Origin of the sequence: Protaetiibacter mangrovi, from assembly GCF_024752305.1 — a bacterium.
GTDB lineage: Bacteria > Actinomycetota > Actinomycetes > Actinomycetales > Microbacteriaceae > Homoserinibacter > Homoserinibacter mangrovi.
In genome coordinates, this window is the sequence record NZ_JANTHX010000004.1 from 1 (window position 1) to 19,112 (window position 19,112).

Sequence of the window (19,112 nt, forward strand, 5' to 3'; positions counted from 1 at the left end):
GCGCATCAGCACGGACTCGACGAGCGCGCCGTCGAACAGCTTCCACAGGAACTTGATGGTCTCGCCGCCGTCGGTACGCAGGCGCCGCACCTCGGTGAGCAGCGGGGGCAGCATCGCGGCCACGAGCTCGTCGCGGCCCTCGGCCGGCAGGTCGGTCATGAGCGCCGGGTCGGTCGTGTAGTGGGTGAAGTAGTGGGTGGCGAGCTGCTTCGCGCGGAACACCGGCTGGCCGAGTTCGACGACCTTGGCGGCGCGCTCCTCGGGGGTGAGGTCGGCGAGGTGGGTCGGCGGCTGGGTGCGCCGCGGCGAGGCGAACTGCAGCGCGGGACGGCCGTCGGCCCCCAGCTGCTGGGTCCACCCCTCGGCGCGGGGACGAACCTGCTTGATCTCGCTCACGCCTCGATTGTCGCAGGTGAAGCTCCGAGCGGGCCCATCCATCGGGTGCCCGCGGCGCGCACGCCGAGCGTGAGGGCGCGGATGCCGTAGAAGCCGAGGCAGTACGCGAGCTGGATCGCGAGCACGGCGGCGGACGCGCCTGCGGATGCCGGGGTCTGGGCCGCCCACCACAGCAGCGGTGCGTACACGGCCAGGTTCACCACGCCCGCGAGCGCCAGGTAGCGCCCGTCGGCGGCGCCGATGAGCACCCCGTCGAGCACGAACACGACGGCGGCGAGCGGCATCGTCGCCGCGACGATCCACACGCCGCCGGGGAGCGCGTCGACGACGCCGGCATCCGACGAGAAGACATGGCCGAGCCACGGGGCGCCGACCGCGAGCACCGCGCCGAAGACGACGCCCGTGCCGAGACCCCACGCGAGCAGTCGGCGCACGGTCGCGCGCTCGGCCGCGTGCGAGCCCGCACCGAGGTCGAAACCGACCATCGCCTGCGCGGCGATCGCGAAGGCGTCGAGCGCGAGCGCGAACAGGAACGTGAGCTGGAACAGCACCTGCGTGGAGGCGAGGGTCACCGTGCCGAGGCCGGTCGCGGCGACGGTGGTGGCGACGAGCGCGACGCGCAGGGTCACGGTGCGCAGCAGCATCCATCCGCCGGCGCGTGCGGCGGAGGCGACGCCCGGCAGTCGCGGGGTCACGGATGCGCCCTCACGGCGGGCGTGGCGGGCGGCGATCGCAAGGCAGGCGACCGCCATGCCCCACTGCGCGATGACCGTGCCGACGGCGGATCCGGTGATGCCCCATCCGGCCCCGTAGATGAGGACCGCGTTGAGCGCGGCGTTCGCCCCGAATCCGGCGACCGCGATCACGAGCGGGGTGCGGGTGTCCTGCAGACCGCGGAAGAGGCCGGTCGCGGCCATGAGCACGAGCATGGCCGGGGCTCCGGCGCTCGAGATCGCCAGGTAGTGGGCGGCCAGGTCGGTGACGCCCGCATCCGCCCCGAACGCCGCGGCGAGCGGATGCGCCGCGAACGGTCCGGCGACGGCGAGCCCCGCGCCGAGCAGGAGCGCCAGCCAGATGCCGTCGATCCCGGCGCGGACGGCGCCCCGGCGGTCGCCGACGCCGAGCAGCCGGGCGACGGCGGGGGTGGTCGCATAGGCGAGGAAGACCAGCAGGCCGAGGGCGGTGCCGAGCACCGTGCTCGCGAGCCCGAGCGCCGCGAGCTGGTCGACTCCGAGGTGACCGACGAGGGCGGTGTCGGTGGCGAGGAACAGGGGCTCGGCGACGAGCGCCCCGAGTGCGGGGATCGCGAGCCCGAGGATGCGCCGGTCGACCTGCGTCACCCGGCCACGCTATCCGTGCTCCCGGACACCGTGCGCGACCGCCGGACACCCGCGCGCCGGTGTCCGGGCGGGTATGGACATGTCTACGCGCGAACCCTCGGCGGACGGGCGGCGGGGGCCGCGAGCGTCGCGAGCACGATGAGCACGAAGACGATGATGAGGGCGTTGAGGATGCCGACGTGCTCGCCGACCACGCCGATGAGCGGCGGCCCGACGAGGAAGGCGCAGTAGCCGACCGTCGCCACCGCGGAGACGCGCGCGGCGGCGCGGGCGGGGTCGTCGGCGGCCGCCGACATCGCGACCGGGAAGCCGAGCGAGGCGCCGATCCCCCACAGCACGATGCCCGCGACGGCCACGGGGATCACCGGCACGAAGATGACGAGCGCGAGACCGACCGCGGCCGCACCTCCGGTGATCCACAGCATCCGGACGCGTCCGAAGCGGTCGATGAGCGGACCGCCGGCGATGCGGCCGACCATCATCGAGGCCGTGAACAGGGTGAAGAGCGCGGCGGCCTGCCCGTTCTCGAGACCCCGGTCGTCGACCATGCCGAGGGTGAGCCAGTCGTTGGCCGAGCCCTCGGTGAAGGCCATGCCGAGCGCGATGAGACCGATGGCGAGCGTGCGCGGCTCGAGCCAGATCGCCATCCGGTCGCGGAACGACACGTGCGCGACCTCTTCGCCGGTCTCGGCGTGCGTGGCGACCCGCGGGATCGCCCGCGGCGCGATGACGGCGCCGAGCAGCAGCAGCGCCGCCATGCCGATCGTGTGGGCGGCGATGTCGACGTGGGCGAACACGAGGGCGGTGCCGATCGAGGTGCCGACGACCGTGCCGGCGCTCCAGCTCGCGTGGAACAGCGGCATGATCGTGCGGCCGATCGCCTTCTCGACCGCCGCGCCCTCGACGTTCATGGCGACGTCGCAGATGGCGCTGCCGAATCCGTACACGGCCATGCCGAGCACGACGACGGCGAACGAGCCGAGCACCGAGGTGCCGACGCCGATCACGACGAGGGCGCCCGCGCAGACGACGAGCATGATCGCGATGCTGCGGCGTCCGCCGAGCCACTGGATGACGTGGCTCGCGAGCAGCAGGCCGACGATCGAGCCCACCGAGACGCCGAGGATCAGGTAGCCGACGAACGACGTCGACAGCTCGAGGTGGTCGCGGATGGCGGGGATGCGGATGGCCCAGGTCGCGGCGCCCAGGCCGTTGAGGGCGAACACCGCGAACACGGCGTTGCGCCAGGCGGTGGCGTGGGCGGGGCGGGTGGGCGTCGTCATGGTGCGGTCCGTGGTGCTCGAGCGGGCGGGGCGTGACCCGGCATCCCGGATCGAATCGATTCGATCGAATCGTTTCGAGTAGGCTAGCGCCCGATGTCCGACCCCGCAAACCCCCGTCCGACGCTCGCCGGCGTCGCCGCGCGCGCGGGGGTCTCGGCCTCGACCGCCTCGCTCGTGTTCAGCGGGGCCGGCCCGGTCGCCGAGGCGACCCGGACGCGGGTGCTCGAGGCGGCGGCGGCCCTCGGCTACGCGGGCCCCGACCCCACGGCGCGCTCGCTGCGCCGGGGCCGCACCGGGGTCATCGGGGTGGTCACCGAGGACCGTCTCGGCGACGCCTTCCGCGATCCGATCAACCTCGCCCTGCTGGACGGCCTGGGCGAGGAGCTCGCCGACGAGGGGTTCGGCCTCCTCGTGCTGCCGTGGGCGCCCGACTCGGGGGTCGACCTCTCGGCCGTGCCGATGGATGCGGCGATCCTGCTCGGCTGCTCGGCCGACCTCGCCCACTCCGTCGAGGTGCTGCAGCGGCGGCGCCTCCCGTTGGTCGCGATCGAGGCGCCCCCGCTCGCGGGCGTCGTCGCGATCGACCTGGACAACGCCGACGCGACCCGGCGCGGGGCGGAGCTGCTGCGCGAGCTGGGTCACCGGCGGGTGGCACTCGTCACCCTGCCGCTCGACCTCGGCCGCACCCGGGCGCCGCTGACCCCCGCGCGCGAGCAGGAGGCGACCGCCTTCACGGCGATGGAGCGCATCCGCGGCGCCCGCGCGGTGTTCCCGGATGCCGGGGGCGTCTCGGCGGGCGGGAGCACCGTCGCCGAGGGATACCTCGCCGGGCGCGCGCTGCTGGACGTGCCGCCCGCCGACCGACCGACCGCGATCGTCGCCCAGAGCGACCTGCTCGCCGCGGGCGTCATCCGCGCCGCCGAGGAGCTCGGGATCGCGGTGCCCGCGGAGCTCAGCGTGCTCGGCTTCGACGGCGTGCGGCTCGACGGCATCACCCCGTACGCGCTCACCACCCTCGTGCAGCCCGCGGTCGAGAAGGGCCGCGCGGCCGGCCGGGCGGTCCGGGAGGCGCTCGCCGGTCGCACGCCGGTCCCCGTCTCCTTCGCCTCCGAACTCCGCGCGGGCACCACGGCCGCCCCACCACCGACATTCTGAGTATTCACAAAAGTGTGAAGGTGGAGTAGCGTCGCCGGACGTGACCACCGTGATCGAGGCCCAGGGCCTCCGCAAGCACTTCGGTCGGACCGCCGCACTCGACGGCCTCGACCTCACCGTCTCCGCGGGGGAGGTGCACGGCTTCCTCGGCCCGAACGGCGCCGGCAAGTCCACCACCATCCGCGTGCTCCTCGGGATGCTGCGCGCCGACGCCGGCAGCACGAGCGTGCTCGGGCGCGACCCCTGGCGCGACGCCGTCGCCATCCACCGCGACGTCGCCTACGTGCCGGGCGACGTGACCCTGTGGCCGAACCTCTCGGGCGGCGAGACGATCGACTACCTCACCCGGCTGCGCGGGGGAGCGGATGCCGCCCTCCGGGCCCGCCTCATCGAGGACTTCCAGCTGGACCCGCGCAAGAAGGGCCGCGGATACTCCAAAGGCAACCGGCAGAAGGTCGCGCTGGTCGCCGCCTTCGCGCGACCCGCGGAGCTCTACATCTTCGACGAGCCGACGAGCGGACTCGACCCCGTGATGGAGTCCGTCTTCCGCGCCGAGGTCGAGCGGGTGGTCGCCGACGGCGCCACCGTGCTGCTGTCGAGCCACATCCTGAGCGAGGTCGAGCAGTTGTGCGATCGCGTCACGATCGTGCGCGCGGGGCGCGCGGTCGAGACGGGCACCCTCGACGAGCTGCGCCACCTCACCCGTACGAGCTTCCGGGTGGCGACCGCCGCCGGACTGGCCGAGGTGGCGGCTCTCGCCGGCGTGCACGACGCGCGGGAGGAGGCGGGGCATCTCGTGTTCGACGTCGACGGGGCCGAGCTCGAGACCGTGCTCGCCGCCCTCACCCGCGCGGGCGTGACCGCGCTCACCGCGACGCCGCCGAGCCTCGAGGAGCTGTTCCTGCGGCACTACGGCGACCGCATCGCCGTGACCGACGAGGACGCCGCCTGAGATGCTGCTCGTCCTGCTCCAGCAGATGCGGCGCGACCGCATCATCCTGCCCATCTGGGTCCTCGGCACCGCCGCCCTGTCGGCCGTCACTGTCGCGGCCGCCGCGAACGAGTTCGGCGACGCCACCGGACGCGCCCAGATCCTGGCCGTGGCGCTCGCGACCCCCGCCCTGCTCGCGCTCCGCGGCATCCCGAACGGCGACGAGCTCGGCTCTGCCGTGCACTTCCAGTCGTTCGCCTGGCTCGCGCTGACGCTCGGGCTCATGAACGTCTTCCTCGCGACCCGCCACGGGCGGGCCGACGAGGAGAAGGGCCGCCGGGAGCTCGTGCTCGCCGCGCCGGTCTCGCGGATGACGCCCGCGGTCTCGGCGCTGCTGCTCGCGGTGCTCGCGAACCTCGCCTACGCGGTGCTCGCGGTGCTCGGCTACCAGGCGGGCGGCCTGCCCCTCGAGGGATCGGTGCTGAGCGCCGTGTGCCTCGCCCTCATCGGTCTGGTCTTCTTCGGGGTCGGCTCGCTCGCGGGCGAGCTCGCGGCGACCACCCGCGCCGCGAGCGGCATCGGCGTGGTCGTCGTGCTCGTCGCCTACGCCTTCCGCGCCGCGGGGGATGCGCTCGGCACCCCCGACGTGGCCGCCCTGACACTCGACCCGGCATGGCCGAGCTACCTCACGCCGATCGGCTGGGGCCAGCTCGCCCTGCCGTTCACGGCCGACCGCTGGTGGCCCGTCGCGGTGCTCGCGGCGCTCGCCGCGGTGCTCGTCGCCGTCGCCCTGGTGGTCCACTCGCGGCGCGAGCTCGGCGCGAGCCTGCTGGCCGAGCGATCCGGACGGCCGGCGGCGCCCGCGACGCTGCGCGGCGCGTTCGGCCTCGCCTGGCGGCTGCAGTGGCCGAGCATGCTCGGCTGGACGATCGGCTCGGCCGCCCTGGGGATCGCGCTCGGCTCGCTCGTCACGGCGGTGTCGCAACTCGACTTCTCGGCGAACCCCTCGCTCCAGGCGATCCTGCAGAGCCTCGGCCGCACCGATCAGACCGACGTGGCGAAGGCGCTCATCCCCGCCCTCACGGCCATGGTCGGCTCGCTCGCCGCGGCATCCGGCGTGCAGGCGGTGCTGCGCGCCCGCGAGGAGGAGGTCGCCGGCCGAACGGAGGCGGTGCTCGCCGGCGCGGTCTCGCGGTTCGCGTGGACGGGCGCGTTCCTCGGCGTGGCCGTGCTCACCGTCGCGGTCGTGCTGCTCGCCTCCGGAGCCGCGGCCGCCGCCGGGTTCGCGGTCGCCGGAAACGACGACTTCGTCTGGCTGGCGCTCGGGCAGTGCCTCGTGCAGGCGCCCGCCGCTCTCACCTTCGTGGCGGTCGCCGCGCTCGCGGTCGCCGCCCTGCCGCGCGTCTCGGTCGGGATCGCGTGGGGGCTGTTCGGCGTCGGCGTCGTCATCGGGTACTTCGGCCAGCTCATGGATCTGCCCGACTGGCTGCAGCAGGCGAGCCCCATCACGCAGGTACCCGAGCTGCCGACCGACGACTGGCTGCCGACGTTCGTGCTGGCGGCGATCGTCGTGGTGGCCGCGGTGCTCGCGGCGGCCGCCTTCCGGCGACGGGACCTCAGCACGTGATGCCGCCCGAGGGCTTCGTCGACCGGATGTCGGCGGAGCTCGTGGCGCAGGGCTTCCCCCGCATCCCGGCGCGCGTGCTCATGGCGCTCACCGGCACCCCGGATGCGCGCCTCACCGCGGCGGAGCTGGCCGCCGCGGTCGAGGCGAGCCCGGCGGCGATCTCGGGGGCGGTCAAGTACCTCGAGCTCGTCGGGATGGTGCGGCGGCTCACGGTGCCGGGCACCCGGCGTCACCTCTACGCCCTCAGCGACGACGACCATCCGTGGTACGCCTCCTCACTCACCCGGGCGGGGATCTACGCGGGCATCGTGCGCACGGTGCGGGCGGAGGCCGAGCGGCTGCCCGACGGGGTGGTGCGCAATCGGGTGGACGAGATGGCCGACTTCTTCGCCTACATCGAGCGCCGCATGCCGCTGCTGCTCGACGAGTGGCGGGAGGAGCGGCGCGGTCAGGCGCGCGCGACCAGGCGGTCGAATGCCGCGTCGAGCTCGGAGTCGACCGACTGACGCGCGGGATCGGCGAGGTACCACTCGGCGATCTCGCGTGCCCCCTCCGCGAACGGGGTCGTCGCCACCCATCCGGGCACGAACTGCTTGATGCGGGTGTTGTCGAAGAGCACCGAGTGCGCCTTGTCGCCGACGAGGCCCGGGCCCATCGCGGGCACCTCGCGGGCGATCGCCTCCGAGGCGACGTGCACGATCCGCGGCTCCACCCCCAGCGCGCGGCCGAGCAGGCGGGTGATCTCGTCCCAGGTGAGCGACTCGTCGCCGGTGATGTGCACGGGGCCGCCGAGGGCGTGCGGATTCCCGAACAGGCCCACGAACGCACGCGCGAAGTCGCGCGCGTGGGTGAGCGTCCACCAGCTCGTGCCGTCGCCGTGCACGACCACGGGCTTGCCGTCGAGCATGCGCTGCAGGGTCGTCCAGCCGCCCTCGAGGGGGATGAGGGTGGCGTCGTAGGTGTGCGAGGGCCGCACGATCGTCGCCGGGAAGCCGCGCTCGCGGTAGGCGGCGACGAGAACCTCCTCGCAGGCGATCTTGTCGCGCGAGTACTGCCAGAACGGGTTCGCGAGCGGCGTCGACTCGACGATCGGCAACTGCGCGATCGGTTTCTGGTAGGCCGACGCCGAGGAGATGAAGAGGTACTGGCCCGTGCGTCCGGAGAACAGCTCGACATCCGCGGCGACCTGTTCCGGCACGAACGCCCGGAAGTTGGCCACGACGTCGAACGAGCGCGATCCGACCGCGGAGGCGATGGTCGCCGCGTCGTCCGCGTCGCCGATGATCACCTCGGCCCCCTCCACGGGCGGGCGGGTGCTCGACCGACCGCGGTTCAGCAGGGTCACCTCCCAGCCCCGTTCGACCGCGAGCCGCGACACCGAGGAGCTGATGATCCCGTTGCCGCCGATGATGAGCACCCTCTGCGCTGCCATGCCGCCGAGTCTAGATTCGGCGAACGCAGCCGCGCTGGGCCGGGAGCCACAGGAACTCCTGGCGCCTCCCGGCAATCGCTGCAGCGTTTGTGCTTAGGCTGACAGCCATGACCGACGACGCTCCCGCCGCCCCCGTCTCCGCGAACCCCGGAACCGCATCCGGCATCGCGCTCGACGAGCTCGACGAGACCATCCGCCCGCAGGACGACCTGTTCCGGCACGTGAACGGACGCTGGATCGCGCGCACCGAGATCCCCGCCGATAAGGCGCGCTACGGCTCCTTCTACCTGCTCGCGGAGGCCGCCGAGATCGCGGTGCGGGAGATCATCGTCGAGGCCCAGGCGGCCGACCCGGGCACCGAGGAGCGCAGGATCGGCGACCTCTACGCGAGCTTCATGGACGAGGAGCGCATCGAGGCGCTCGGCTGGGAGCCGATCCGCGCCGAGCTCGCGTCCATCGCGACGATCGGCGACATCCGGGCGTTCCTGTCCGCACTCGGCGCCTTCGAGCGGCAGGGGGTGGGCGGCTTCTTCGCCGCCTTCGTCGACAACGACCCGGGCGACCCGGAGCGCTACCTCGTGTTCCTCGAGCAGGCCGGTCTGGGGCTCCCCGACGAGTCGTACTACCGCGAGGAGCAGTTCTCCGAGATCCGCACCGCCTACCTCGCCTACCTCGAGCGGATGCTGACGCTCGCGGGGCTGGACAAGGCGGCCAAGCGCGCGGCCCGCATCCTCGAGCTCGAGACGGCGATCGCGGCTCAGCACTGGGACAACGTGCGCACCCGCGACAGCCAGGCGACCTACAACCCGATGAGCTGGGCCGAGGCGGCCGCCCTCGGCGCATCCGCACCGCTCGAGGCGTGGCTCGACGGGCTCGACGTCCCCGCCGGGGCCCTCGACACCGTCGTCGTGCGCGAGCCGAGCTTCGTGACCGGCGTGGCGGAGCTGCTCACCGAGGAGCGCCTCGCGTCCTGGCGGGACTGGCTGCGCATCCAGCTCGTGCGCTCGGTCGCCCCGTACCTGCACGCCGAGGTGGTGCGGACGAACTTCGACTTCTACGGCACGACCCTCACGGGGGCGCCCGAGCTGCGGGCCAGGTGGAAGCGCGGCGTCTCGTTCGTCGAGGGCGCGATGGGCGAGGCGGTCGGCAAGGTCTACGTGGAGCGGCACTTCAGCCCCGCCGCCAAGGAGGCCATGGACGAGCTCGTGTCGCACCTGATCGAGGCCTACCGCGCCTCGATCACGACGCTGGAGTGGATGACCGACGAGACCCGTGCCCGCGCGCTCGACAAGCTCGACAAGTTCACGCCGAAGATCGGCTACCCGGTGCGCTGGCGCGACTACTCGGCGCTCGCCGTCGACGCCTCCGACCTCGTCGGCAACGTGCGCGCCACCGCGGCGTTCGAGTTCGCGCGCGAGCTCGGCAAGATCGGCAAGCCGATCGACCGCGACGAGTGGTTCATGACGCCGCAGACCATCAACGCGTACTACAACCCCGGTTTCAACGAGATCGTCTTCCCGGCGGCGATCCTGCAGTACCCGTTCTTCGACGAGGCGCGCGACGCGGCGGCCAACTACGGCGCGATCGGTGCGGTCATCGGCCACGAGATCGGGCACGGCTTCGACGACCAGGGGTCGCGGTTCGACGGCGACGGGCGGCTCACCGACTGGTGGACGGCCGAGGACAGGGCGGCGTTCGAGGAGCGCACCTCGAAGCTCATCGCGCAGTACGACGCGCTCGTGCCGGCGCAGCTCGACGGGGTGCACGTCAACGGCGCGCTCACCATCGGCGAGAACATCGGCGACCTCGGCGGCCTCGGGATCGCGTGGAGGGCGTACCTGCTGTCGCTCGCAGGCGAGGAGCCGCCGGTCGTCGACGGTCTCACGGGAGCCGAGCGCTTCTTCCTCAGCTGGGCGCAGGCCTGGCAGATCAAGGTGCGCGACGAGGAGGCCAAGCGCCTCATCTCGATCGATCCGCATTCTCCGAACGAGTTCCGCTGCAACCAGATCGTCCGTAACCTGGACGTGTTCGCATCGGCCTTCGCTCTCACACCCGCAGACGCGCTCTGGCTCGAACCCGACGACAGGGTCACCATTTGGTAGACGCCCCCGCGCTCCCCGGACGGCGCGCGCGCGTGCAGGAGGCACGTGCGCCGCGTCACCGTGCGGAGCGGGGGGAGCCGAGCTTCGCGGGAGCGTTCCAGGCACTCGGCGAGCTCGCCTACGGCGGAGCCCAGGTCTCGGCGTCGGTCATCGACCTCGACTCCGACGCGCGGGTGCTCTCGATCGACGACCGGATCGTGCTGCCCACCGCGTCCGTCGGCAAGATCCTGCTGCTCATCGAGGTGTCGGCCCGGCTCTCCGCGCAGGCGGCGCCCGAGCTCGAGGTGCTCGACAAGACCTCCCGTGACGCCGTCGGCGACTCCGGGCTGTGGCGTCACCTGCAGGCGCGGTCGCTCCCGCTCGCCGACGTCGCCACCCTCGTGGGGGCGACGAGCGACAACCTCGCCACCAACGTGCTGCTGCGCGAGGTCGGACTCGACGCCGTCCGCGCACGCACCGAGGACCTCGGACTGCTGCGCACCGCGCTGCTCGACCTCGTGCGCGACACCCGCGGACCCGACGACGCCCCGCAGCTGTCGGTCGGGTCGACGTCCGAGCTGGCGTGGCTGTTCGCGGCTCTCGCCCGCGGTCAGGTGGTCGACTCCCTGACCTCGTCGCGCGTGCTGGGCTGGTTGTCGCTCAACACCGATCTGTCGATGGTCGCGAGCGCCTTCGGCGTCGACCCTCTCTCGCACCGCGGCGTCGACCACGGACTGCAGCTCGTGAACAAGACGGGCACGGATGCGGGGGTGCGATCCGAGGTGGGCATCCTGCGGGGGCCCCGCCGCGGGATCTCCTACGCGGTCTCGGTGCAGTTCAGCGACCGCTCGATCGCCTCGCGGCTGCGGGTGCTCGACGCGCTGCGCTCGGTCGGCTTCGACCTCCTCGAGTACGTGCACTGAGTCGCGGCGGGTCGTCCTACCCCCGTTTTCCACAGGGTCGCATCCGCCACTTGCGCCCCCCATCCGGGGGGCCCTATGTTGAGCGTTGCACCGCATCGGTCCGTCCCCCACGGAATCCCACCCGCGCGGTGAATGCTCCACCTGCTGTATCCCGATAACCCCCACATCCCGATCCCACGTCTCGGGTGCATCCCACACCGGCTTGCCCGGAGCACCCTCCTCGTGGGTCCTTGCCCGTGCGCCCGCGCACGGGTCCCCCCTGCAAGGACACCCCACCGTGCTCAAGAAGTCATTGGCGACCTTCGTCGCGCTCCTGCTCGCCCTCGGCCTCTCGCTGGCCGCCTCTCCCGCGTTCGCGTCGCCCGCCGCCTCGGCCGGCGGCGGTGGTGGTGGAGGAGGTGGTGGCTGGTCAGGTGGCGGTGGCGGCGGCGGTGGTGGCGGCGGCTGGACGCCCCCCGCGACCACCACGTACGGCGTCGCCCTCTACGTGTACAAGAAGGTCGACCCGACGAAGCCGGCGTCGTGGGGCAACTCCGGCCCCCAGCGCCTCGTGCTCCAGGACGTCGACAACACGAGCAAAGACGCGAACCCCTGGTTCAGCAGCCTCGACGCAGCGCTGCTGCCGTCGGACGTCTGCGGACCCGGATGGGCCGTCCAGCAGGACAAGGTGTCGTTCACCGGGTCCTTCTCCTTCCCGAGCACGATCACGCCGCCGGTCGACAACATCGGCTGGCCGCCCCTCTACGACGCCAAGCACAGCGAGCTGAGCTCGCTCGTGACCGTGCCGCTGTGCGCCGGGGCGTCTGCCGCGGTCACCATCACCCCCGCGACCTGCTCGGCTCCCGCGAGCATCGCCCTCGGCGCCGTCACCCACGCGAGCTGGGGCGCCCTCTCCCGCTCCGTCGGCCCGGGCGCGTACTCGGTCGTCGCGACGGCCGAGTCGGGCTACCGGTTCGACGACGGCGGAACCACGAAGACGTTCAGCGGCACGCTCGCCGGCAGGCTGTCGGCCGATGACCCGTCCTGCGCTCCGCCTCCCAGCTGCATCCCGAAGTCGGCGGTCAGCTACACCTACGACCCGGCGACCAACAGCGGCGTCATCACCGTCGCCGCCCCGGCCCGCTCGACCGGCGTGCTCTGCTCGCCGTTCTGGGTGACCGCGACGAGCTGGAAGTACCTCGGCACCTCCACCTGGATCCAGAAGCTGGATCAGGTGCAGAAGCTCGGCCAGATCTCGACGCCGGGCACCTACCCCTACTCGGCCCCGGTGACCTGCGGGCAGGGTGACATCTACGCGTCGTTCCACGGCGACGCGGCCACCCTCGACCCCACCCCGTACCTCTACGGCCCCGACAACCCCTTCGACGAGCACTTCCTGCACGAGATGGGATTCAGTGGACCGAAGCCGAGCTACATGACGACCCAGACGGGCTGCAACGAGGTGACGGCCGAGCCGTCGAGCACGCCCCCCACCTGCACGGGCGACGGGCAGTTCACCCTGCCGGCCGTCGAGCACGTGCGGTGGTACCGCGACGGAGCCGAGCTCGCGCCGGGCACCTACCCGGTCGCCGCGGGCGGCACGGCGACGATCACGGCGATCGCCGACGAGTCGTGGGTGCTGCAGGGCGGCACGCAGGACACCAAGACGCACGAATGGTCGCTGCGCTGGGTGCTCGACTTCCCCGCGCCCAGCTGCGCGGCCCCGCGACTCGTGGGCGAGCTCACCGCGCAGTGCGTGAACGACGTGCCGATGCTGCACTACTCGGTCACCCTGCTCGACCCCGACCACCAGTCGACGGGCGACGTGGCCACGCTCAGCCTCTCGGATGGCACGAACACCTACGTGTACGACCCGTCGCTCGGCACCATCCACGATGGTGAGACCCTCACGGGCGACCGACTGTGGCCGGGGGCGTCCGTCGACAGCGGCGGCAGCCCGACCGGATGGCCGGGCTGGGAGTTCGACGGGACCACCTGGGTTCCGACGAGCGGAAACTTCGCCTGGTCCCGGGCATCCGGGCTGACCGCGACGATCTCGGTGAACCCGCAGCTCACCACCACCGTGAGCTACCCGCCGGGTGACCCCGCGTGCGCCCCCGGTCCGCGCGTCGTGACGCCCGACCTCGACTGGAGCGATCTGGTCTGCGACGCGGAGGTCGGGGGGAGCTACAGCCTTCCCCTGATCGACGGCGTGAGCTGGTGGGTCGACGGCGTCGAGACGGCGGCCGACACCTACACGGTCCACGAGCCCGGCACCGTCCACGTCGAGGCGGTCCCCGACCAGGCCGGCGGACCCGTCCGCTTCGCCGACGGGGCGCAGACCGAGTGGGACCTCGTCTTCAGCGCACCCGAGGAGTGCCTGACCCTCGGAGGCTCGACGGTCACCGGCACCTGCGAGGCCGACTCCCCGTGGATCGATTACACCGTCCAGCTGACCGACCCGTACGACCAGACCACGAGCCGTGAGGCGAAGCTGGTCATGGTGTCCGGGCTCGACAGCGTGACGATCGACCTCGGCACCATCCCCGACGACGGCATCCTCACCGGCCGCGTGCTGTGGCCCGGTGCGAGCGTCGACCCCGGCACGGGGGAGGCGAACGGCTGGCCGGGCTGGGAACTCGTCGGCGGTGCGTGGCAGCCCACGACCGGCAACTACGCCTGGACCCGCAGCATCACGGAGGCGACCCTCGAGGTCAACCCGTCGATGGTCGTGGCGTTGAGCTACCCGCCGGCATCGCCGAACTGCCTCACCTCGCCGCCCCCGCCGAACGACCCGCCGACGCTCGGCCTGTTCCCGACCTCCGCGGTGCTCTCGACCCAGTGCACGAGCGACGGGCGCGGCATCCTGACGCTCGGCCAGGTCGACGGGGTGTCGTTCTTCGAGGACGTGAACTACTTCGTGGACGGTGTGCCGGCGACGAGCTCGACGGTCTACCTGAGCGCCGGCACCTACCAGGTGACGGTCACGACGAAGAACGCGAGCGACGGCCTGGACGGTCCGACGGCCTGGCGGGTCGTCGTGACCGGGGGCAACGTGTGCGGTGAGCTCACCACCCTCGCTCTCAGCGGAGTCGACTCCGGCTCGCTGCTCGCGCTGGCCGGGGTGCTGATCGCGGCGGGCGCCGCGGTCGCGATCACCCGCCGGCTCCGCCTCCGCCGACCCGCATGAGGATCCGGGTCCCGTCCGCTGCAGGGGCGGACGGGACCCGGTCACCCGCTCCTCCGGGGTGCGGACGTCGGGGGTTCAGGCGATCGCCGTGCCCTCGTCGTCCGCGTCGGCGGTCGCGTCGAGTTCGATGCCCAGCACCGCCCGCTGGCCGGCGGTGAACTCCTCGAGGCGGCCCTCGGCTGCCAGGGCGCGGGCGCGCTCCGATGGTCCGTGGACGAGCACCCCGGCGAAGTGCCGCAGTGCCGCCTCGACCCGGCCGTCGTCGCCGCGTGCGCGTGCGCGTGCGATCTCGGCCTCGAGGAGGCGGTCGACGTGCGCGCGGAGCGCGACGATCGCCGGAGCGGCGGCGGCGTCCGCGGCGAAGCCCGCGGCCGCATCGCCCACGAGGGCGTGGGCCGGGCCCGACAGCTCCGGAACGGGAGCGTGGAGCGCCAGCAGCTCGAGATCGATCAGCTCGACTCCCGGCAGGAGGCCGACCGCCGCCTCGACGTTGCGGGGGAGCCCCAGGTCGACCACGAGCAGCCGGGCGCCGCTCGGCACGTCGTCCGCCGTCACCGTGTAGCGGTTGGTGCAGGTGATGACGACATCCGCGTCGGCGAGGGCATCGGTCAGGGCGGCCTCGGCACGCACGCCGTACTTCGCCGCGAACATCGCGGCGCGCCCGGTCGCCGAGTACACCCGCAGGTCGCCGGCGCCCCGCGCCCGCAGAGCCGTGATGGTGGTCGCCGCGTAGCGGCCGGTGCCGACGAGCAGCACCCGGACGCGCGACCAGTCGGGCACCCGGGCGGAGGCCAGATCGAGGGCCAGCCGCGCGACACCGCGGTCGGCGCGGCTCTGATCGGCCGCGCCGCGGACGGTCCGCGAGGTGCGGGCCGCCTGCTGGAAGAGGCGGTCGAGCTGACCGCTCACGGTTCCGGCGACGCGGGCGTCCTGGGCGGCGCGCTGCACCTGGCCCGAGATCTCCTCCTCGCCGACCACCATCGACTCGAGGCCCGCGGTCACGGCGAACAGGTGCCGGACGGCGCTCTCGCCGAGGTGGGTGTCGGCGCTCGCGCGCAGCAGTTCGGCGTCCGCGGGGGAGTCCTCCGCGAGTGCGGCGACCACCGCCTCCGCGGCGATCGCGTCGGGCGCGGCGAGCGGGTCGTCGAGATCCAGGTACGCCTCGAAGCGGTTGCACGTCGACAGCACCACGACCCCGCGCACGAATTCGAGGGAGGCGATCCGCGCCGACGCCTCGGCGACCGGGATGCGGGAGATCCGGTCGAGGAGGTCGAACTCGGCGTTGCCGTGGTTCGCCGTCAGGCAGAACAGCACGGGCTCCATCGTACCGACGCGATCCTGTGCCCGCCCCGATGGGAGGATGGAGGGGTGCTCCCCCCGACCCATCCGCTGACCGACGGCCGCACCGCGGCCTCCCCCTTCGTCCGCGCGGTCCGCGGCGAACGGCCCGCCGTGACGCCCGTCTGGTTCATGCGGCAGGCGGGTCGCTCGCTCCCCGAGTACCGCGCCTCCCGCGCCGGCGTCGACATGCTCGACGCGTGCCTCACCCCGGAGCTCGCGGCCGAGATCACCCTGCAACCGATCCGGCGGCACGGGGTCGACGCCGCCATCCTGTTCAGCGACATCGTCGTGCCCGTGCTGCTCGCCGGCGTCGACGTCCGCATCGTGCCCGGCCGCGGACCGGTGCTCGACGCCCCCATCCGCACCGCGTCCGACGTGCTGAAGCTGCGGCCGATCGATCCGGATGCGCTGGCCCCGATCGCCGAGGCGGTGCGGCTGACGGTCGCCGAGCTCGGCAGCACCCCGCTCATCGCATTCGGGGGGGCGCCCTTCACCCTGGCCTCCTACCTCGTCGAGGGGGGACCGTCGAAGGACCAGCTGCGGGCGCGTTCGCTCATGTACGCCGATCCGCATGCATGGGCCGCGTTGCTCAACTGGTGCGCCGACGTCACGGGGGCGTTCCTGCGCACGCAGGTGGAGGCCGGTGCGAGCGCGGCGCAGCTGTTCGACTCGTGGATCGGCTCGCTGTCGCGGCGCGACTACCAGCGCCGGGTGGCACCCCACTCGCGCCGGGCCTTCGACGCCCTGCGCGGGCTCGACGTGCCGAAGCTGCACTTCGGCGTGGGCAGCGGCGAGGTGCTCGACCTGCTGCCGGGTCTCGGCGCCGACGCCGTGGGCATCGACTGGCGTCTTCCGCTCGACGAGGCGAGCGCGCGGCTGGGCGGCGGCGTGCCGCTGCAGGGCAACATCGATCCCGCGCTGCTCTCGGCCCCGTGGTCGGTGCTGCAGGCGCACGTCGAGGACGTGCTCGACCGTGGACTCGCGGCGCCGGCCCACATCGCGAACCTCGGACACGGGGTGCCGCCGGAGACCGATCCCGAGGTGCTGACGCGCATCGTGGAGCTCGTGCATGCGCGACTCTGAGCGCGTCGTCGTGGTCGGCGGCGGGGTCGCGGGGCTCGTCGCCGCGCGGGAGCTCGTGCTCGCCGGCCACCGCGTGCTGCTGCTCGAACGCAGCGCCCGGCTCGGCGGGCAGCTCGCAGCGCATTCCGTGGCGGGAATCGAGTTGGATGCGGGTGCGGAGGCGTACGCGCTCCGCGGCGACGACATCCCGAACCTGCTGCGGCGGTTGCGGCTCGAGGACGACATCGTGCGGCCCGTCGACGCGCCCGCCTGGCTGCAGCGGTCCGACGGCACCGCGGTCGCCCTCCCGGCGACGGCGGTGCTCGGCATCCCGGGTGTGCCGCTCGCCCAGGACGTGATCGACGCGATCGGCTGGCGCGGGGCGATGCGCGCCCAGCTCGACACCCTGCTTCCCGGAACCGTGGGGGCGAAGGCCGAGACGGTCGGAGAGCTCGTGCGCCGCCGGATGGGCCGGGCCGTGCTCGAGGGACTGGTGGCCCCCGTGGTGCGCGGCGTCCACTCGGTCTCGCCCGACGAGCTGCCGGTCGACCGCGCGGCCCCGGGGCTGCGGGAGGACATGCTCGCGCAGGGCGGGCTCGCGATCGCCGTGCGCGCCCGACGGCAGGCGGCCGCTGCGGGATCCCTCGTCGCCTCGCTGCGCGGCGGCATGCACCGGATGGCGACGGCGCTCGCCGCCGACCTCGAGCGGTTCGGGGTCGAGGTGCGCACCGGGGTCGAGGTGACCGGTGCGGATGCGGGCGGGGTCGCGCTCGCGGACGGCGCCCGCATCGACGGCCGGGTGGTGCTGGCGGCGCCGTTGGGTGTCGACGCGCCCCGCACCCGCGTGCGCGTCGTGACGCTCGCGGTCGACGCCCCCGAGCTGGCCGACGCGCCCCGGGGCACGGGCGTGCTGGTCGCCCCCGACGCGCCCGGCGTCACCGCGCGGGCGCTCACCCATCTGACCGCGAAGTGGCGGTGGCTCGCGGAGTCCACCCCGCTCCAGCTGCTGCGGCTGTCGTACGACGGCGAGGTCGACGCGACCCCCGAGCTCGCCCGGCGGGATGCCGAGGTGCTGCTGGGCAGGGCGATCCCGGCACCCGTCGACACCGCGATCGTCGAGTGGGAGCGCCGGGGGCGCCGTTCCGACGCAGAACATGCCATTGACGGAATGCAGCGCGTGGGGGAGGCTGAGTCGGGCACCGGACTGGCCGCGGTCGTCGCCTACGCCCGATCGGTTGCGAGCGCAATCCCCTCGGACGGCGCGCGCGACGCGGGCTAGTCTGGACGCAGCCCCACCAGACCGCGTCGCGGGTCGCGGAGAACGGAGCAGTCCATGAAAGGCAAGATCCTCTTCCTCGCCGGGCTCGGCGTGGGCTACGTGCTGGGAACGCGCGCAGGTCGGGAGCGCTACGAGCAGATCAAGGCGGCCGCCACCAACCTCTGGAACGCGCCGGTCGTGCAGAAGCGCGTCGACGACGTGCAGGAGTTCGTGAAGGACAAGGCGCCCGAGGTCGTCGAGTTCGTCGCGGACGGCGCGAAGAAGGTGGCCGCGCAGGTGTCGGGTCGCAGCACCGCAGCGCCGGCGAAGAAGCCCGCCGCACGATCCACCGCCGCGAAGTCGTCGACCGCGAAGAAGTCGTCGACCGCCACGAAGAAGCCGGCGACCGGATCCGCTTCCTGAGGGGCCAGAGATGACCGACCCCACCGCCGCACCGCCTCCACGCAAGCGGTCGCTCGTCGAGCTGCTCACGAGCCTGCCCGAGCAGGTGCAGGAGCTCGTGCAGCGCGAGATCGAGCTCGTCAAGACCGAGCTCATCGAGAAGCTCAAGGCGCTCGGAGTCGGCGCGGGCCTGCTGCTCGGCGCCGTCGTCACGCTGCTGTTCTTCATCGGCGTGCTGCTGACGCTCGCGATCATCGGCCTCAGCTACGTCATGCCCGACTGGGCCGCGGCGCTCGTCGTCGCGGGTGTGCTGCTGATCATCGCGGTGATCCTCGGCCTCGTCGGCTACCGCATCATGATGCGCGGGATCCCGCCCGTGCCCACCGAGGCCATCGAATCCATCCAGAAGGACGTCCTCGCGATCAAGGGCGAGGGGAGACGAGGAACCGATGAATGACGCCACCGCGCAGGCGAAGGCCGCTGCTCAGACGGCCCGCCGCCAGCTGGGCGACACGCTCGACCAGATCGAGGACAAGTTCAACGTGCCCAAGCGCACGGGCGAGCTGGTCGACAAGGCGAAGACCGCGTACGAGAAGAACCCCGTGCCCTGGATCATCGGGGCGGCGGCCGTCGGCGTCATCGCCGTCGGCCTGGTCGCCTGGGCGATCTTCAGCGACGACTGAATCTCGCTCGATTCGCGGCTCCCGACGGT

General features: G+C 73.0%; 16 protein-coding genes and 1 pseudogene. 12 read left to right on the forward strand and 5 right to left on the reverse strand.

The genetic code is table 11. From position 1 onward, the window contains the following. The 3 genes and pseudogenes from NUH29_RS02170 to NUH29_RS02180 all read right to left on the reverse strand — a co-directional run. Positions 1-396 (reverse strand): annotated as a pseudogene (locus NUH29_RS02170) (23S rRNA (adenine(2503)-C(2))-methyltransferase RlmN); the annotation flags it as partial. After that, positions 393-1,736 carry an MATE family efflux transporter gene (locus NUH29_RS02175; protein ID WP_258797269.1) on the reverse strand — a complete coding sequence of 448 codons (1,344 nt, stop codon included), beginning with the start codon at positions 1,734-1,736 and terminating at the stop codon, positions 393-395. The gene NUH29_RS02175 and the pseudogene NUH29_RS02170, both read right to left, overlap by 4 nt. 83 nt (positions 1,737-1,819) lie before the next feature. Then, on the reverse strand, positions 1,820-3,019 hold the full coding sequence (locus NUH29_RS02180) for an MFS transporter (protein WP_258797270.1): 1,200 nt from the start codon (positions 3,017-3,019) through the stop codon (positions 1,820-1,822). A gap of 93 nt (positions 3,020-3,112) precedes the next feature. On the opposite strand from NUH29_RS02180, the gene NUH29_RS02185 reads away from it, so the two are divergent. The 4 genes from NUH29_RS02185 to NUH29_RS02200 are packed head-to-tail and all read left to right on the forward strand — an operon-like array spanning position 3,113 to position 7,238. Continuing rightward, the gene (locus NUH29_RS02185) at positions 3,113-4,174 is read left to right on the forward strand and encodes a LacI family DNA-binding transcriptional regulator (RefSeq protein WP_258797271.1); all 1,062 of its coding nucleotides are present in this window, start codon (positions 3,113-3,115) and stop codon (positions 4,172-4,174) included. Positions 4,175-4,214: 40 nt separating this feature from the next. Further along, on the forward strand, positions 4,215-5,126 hold the full coding sequence (locus NUH29_RS02190; protein ID WP_258797272.1) for an ABC transporter ATP-binding protein: 912 nt from the start codon (positions 4,215-4,217) through the stop codon (positions 5,124-5,126). Between the two features lies 1 nt (position 5,127). Then, a complete protein-coding gene (locus NUH29_RS02195; protein ID WP_258797274.1) occupies positions 5,128-6,732 on the forward strand; it encodes an ABC transporter permease in 1,605 nt (534 codons plus the stop codon). Then, the gene (locus NUH29_RS02200) at positions 6,732-7,238 is read left to right on the forward strand and encodes a MarR family transcriptional regulator (RefSeq protein ID WP_373317434.1); all 507 of its coding nucleotides are present in this window, start codon (positions 6,732-6,734) and stop codon (positions 7,236-7,238) included. Before NUH29_RS02195 ends, NUH29_RS02200 begins: the two co-directional genes overlap by 1 nt. Here NUH29_RS02200 and NUH29_RS02205 read toward each other — a convergent pair. Further along, complete coding sequence (locus NUH29_RS02205) at positions 7,181-8,164, reverse strand: SDR family oxidoreductase (protein WP_258797277.1); 984 nt, start codon at positions 8,162-8,164, stop codon at positions 7,181-7,183. The genes NUH29_RS02200 and NUH29_RS02205 overlap by 58 nt on opposite strands. Positions 8,165-8,271: 107 nt before the next feature. Here NUH29_RS02205 and NUH29_RS02210 point away from each other — a divergent pair, with 107 nt between their 5' ends. The 3 genes from NUH29_RS02210 to NUH29_RS02220 all read left to right on the forward strand — a co-directional run bounded on the left by NUH29_RS02210 (position 8,272) and on the right by NUH29_RS02220 (position 14,337). Then, complete coding sequence (locus NUH29_RS02210; protein WP_258797279.1) at positions 8,272-10,266, forward strand: M13 family metallopeptidase; 1,995 nt, start codon at positions 8,272-8,274, stop codon at positions 10,264-10,266. After that, on the forward strand, positions 10,260-11,168 hold the full coding sequence (locus NUH29_RS02215) for a serine hydrolase (RefSeq protein WP_258797280.1): 909 nt from the start codon (positions 10,260-10,262) through the stop codon (positions 11,166-11,168). Before NUH29_RS02210 ends, NUH29_RS02215 begins: the two co-directional genes overlap by 7 nt. 277 nt (positions 11,169-11,445) lie before the next feature. Further along, the gene (locus NUH29_RS02220) at positions 11,446-14,337 is read left to right on the forward strand and encodes a hypothetical protein (RefSeq protein ID WP_258797281.1); all 2,892 of its coding nucleotides are present in this window, start codon (positions 11,446-11,448) and stop codon (positions 14,335-14,337) included. 75 nt (positions 14,338-14,412) lie between these two features. Here the strand turns inward: NUH29_RS02220 and NUH29_RS02225 are convergent, their stop codons facing one another. Next, on the reverse strand, positions 14,413-15,660 hold the full coding sequence (locus tag NUH29_RS02225) for a glutamyl-tRNA reductase (RefSeq protein ID WP_258797282.1): 1,248 nt from the start codon (positions 15,658-15,660) through the stop codon (positions 14,413-14,415). 45 nt (positions 15,661-15,705) lie between these two features. Here NUH29_RS02225 and hemE point away from each other — a divergent pair, with 45 nt between their 5' ends. The 5 genes from hemE to NUH29_RS02250 are packed head-to-tail and all read left to right on the forward strand — an operon-like array spanning position 15,706 to position 19,083. Continuing rightward, complete coding sequence (hemE, locus tag NUH29_RS02230) at positions 15,706-16,761, forward strand: uroporphyrinogen decarboxylase (RefSeq protein WP_258797283.1); 1,056 nt, start codon at positions 15,706-15,708, stop codon at positions 16,759-16,761. Then, entirely contained in the window at positions 16,748-18,019 is a 1,272-nt protein-coding gene (locus NUH29_RS02235; RefSeq protein ID WP_258797284.1) for a protoporphyrinogen/coproporphyrinogen oxidase, read from the forward strand. The genes hemE and NUH29_RS02235 overlap by 14 nt, the downstream gene beginning before the upstream one ends. 54 nt (positions 18,020-18,073) lie before the next feature. After that, positions 18,074-18,421, forward strand: a complete 348-nt coding sequence (locus NUH29_RS02240) for a YtxH domain-containing protein (RefSeq protein WP_258797285.1) — start codon at positions 18,074-18,076, stop codon at positions 18,419-18,421. A gap of 10 nt (positions 18,422-18,431) precedes the next feature. Continuing rightward, positions 18,432-18,857 carry a phage holin family protein gene (locus tag NUH29_RS02245; protein ID WP_258797286.1) on the forward strand — a complete coding sequence of 142 codons (426 nt, stop codon included), beginning with the start codon at positions 18,432-18,434 and terminating at the stop codon, positions 18,855-18,857. Continuing rightward, complete coding sequence (locus NUH29_RS02250) at positions 18,850-19,083, forward strand: DUF3618 domain-containing protein (RefSeq protein ID WP_258797287.1); 234 nt, start codon at positions 18,850-18,852, stop codon at positions 19,081-19,083. Before NUH29_RS02245 ends, NUH29_RS02250 begins: the two co-directional genes overlap by 8 nt. Positions 19,084-19,112 lie beyond the last annotated feature (29 nt).

Bases quoted from the DNA above. Each gene is read 5' to 3' on its own strand.
- NUH29_RS02180 (WP_258797270.1), bottom strand. From the start codon at position 3,019: ATGACGACGCCCACCCGCCCCGCCCACGCCACCGCCTGGCGCAACGCC.
- NUH29_RS02185 (WP_258797271.1), top strand. From the start codon at position 3,113: ATGTCCGACCCCGCAAACCCCCGTCCGACGCTCGCCGGCGTCGCCGCG.
- NUH29_RS02195 (WP_258797274.1), top strand. From the start codon at position 5,128: ATGCTGCTCGTCCTGCTCCAGCAGATGCGGCGCGACCGCATCATCCTG.
- NUH29_RS02200 (WP_373317434.1), top strand. From the start codon at position 6,732: ATGCCGCCCGAGGGCTTCGTCGACCGGATGTCGGCGGAGCTCGTGGCG.
- NUH29_RS02205 (WP_258797277.1), bottom strand. From the start codon at position 8,164: ATGGCAGCGCAGAGGGTGCTCATCATCGGCGGCAACGGGATCATCAGC.
- NUH29_RS02210 (WP_258797279.1), top strand. From the start codon at position 8,272: ATGACCGACGACGCTCCCGCCGCCCCCGTCTCCGCGAACCCCGGAACC.
- NUH29_RS02225 (WP_258797282.1), bottom strand. From the start codon at position 15,660: ATGGAGCCCGTGCTGTTCTGCCTGACGGCGAACCACGGCAACGCCGAG.
- NUH29_RS02235 (WP_258797284.1), top strand. From the start codon at position 16,748: ATGCGCGACTCTGAGCGCGTCGTCGTGGTCGGCGGCGGGGTCGCGGGG.
- NUH29_RS02240 (WP_258797285.1), top strand. From the start codon at position 18,074: ATGAAAGGCAAGATCCTCTTCCTCGCCGGGCTCGGCGTGGGCTACGTG.
- NUH29_RS02245 (WP_258797286.1), top strand. From the start codon at position 18,432: ATGACCGACCCCACCGCCGCACCGCCTCCACGCAAGCGGTCGCTCGTC.
- NUH29_RS02250 (WP_258797287.1), top strand. From the start codon at position 18,850: ATGAATGACGCCACCGCGCAGGCGAAGGCCGCTGCTCAGACGGCCCGC.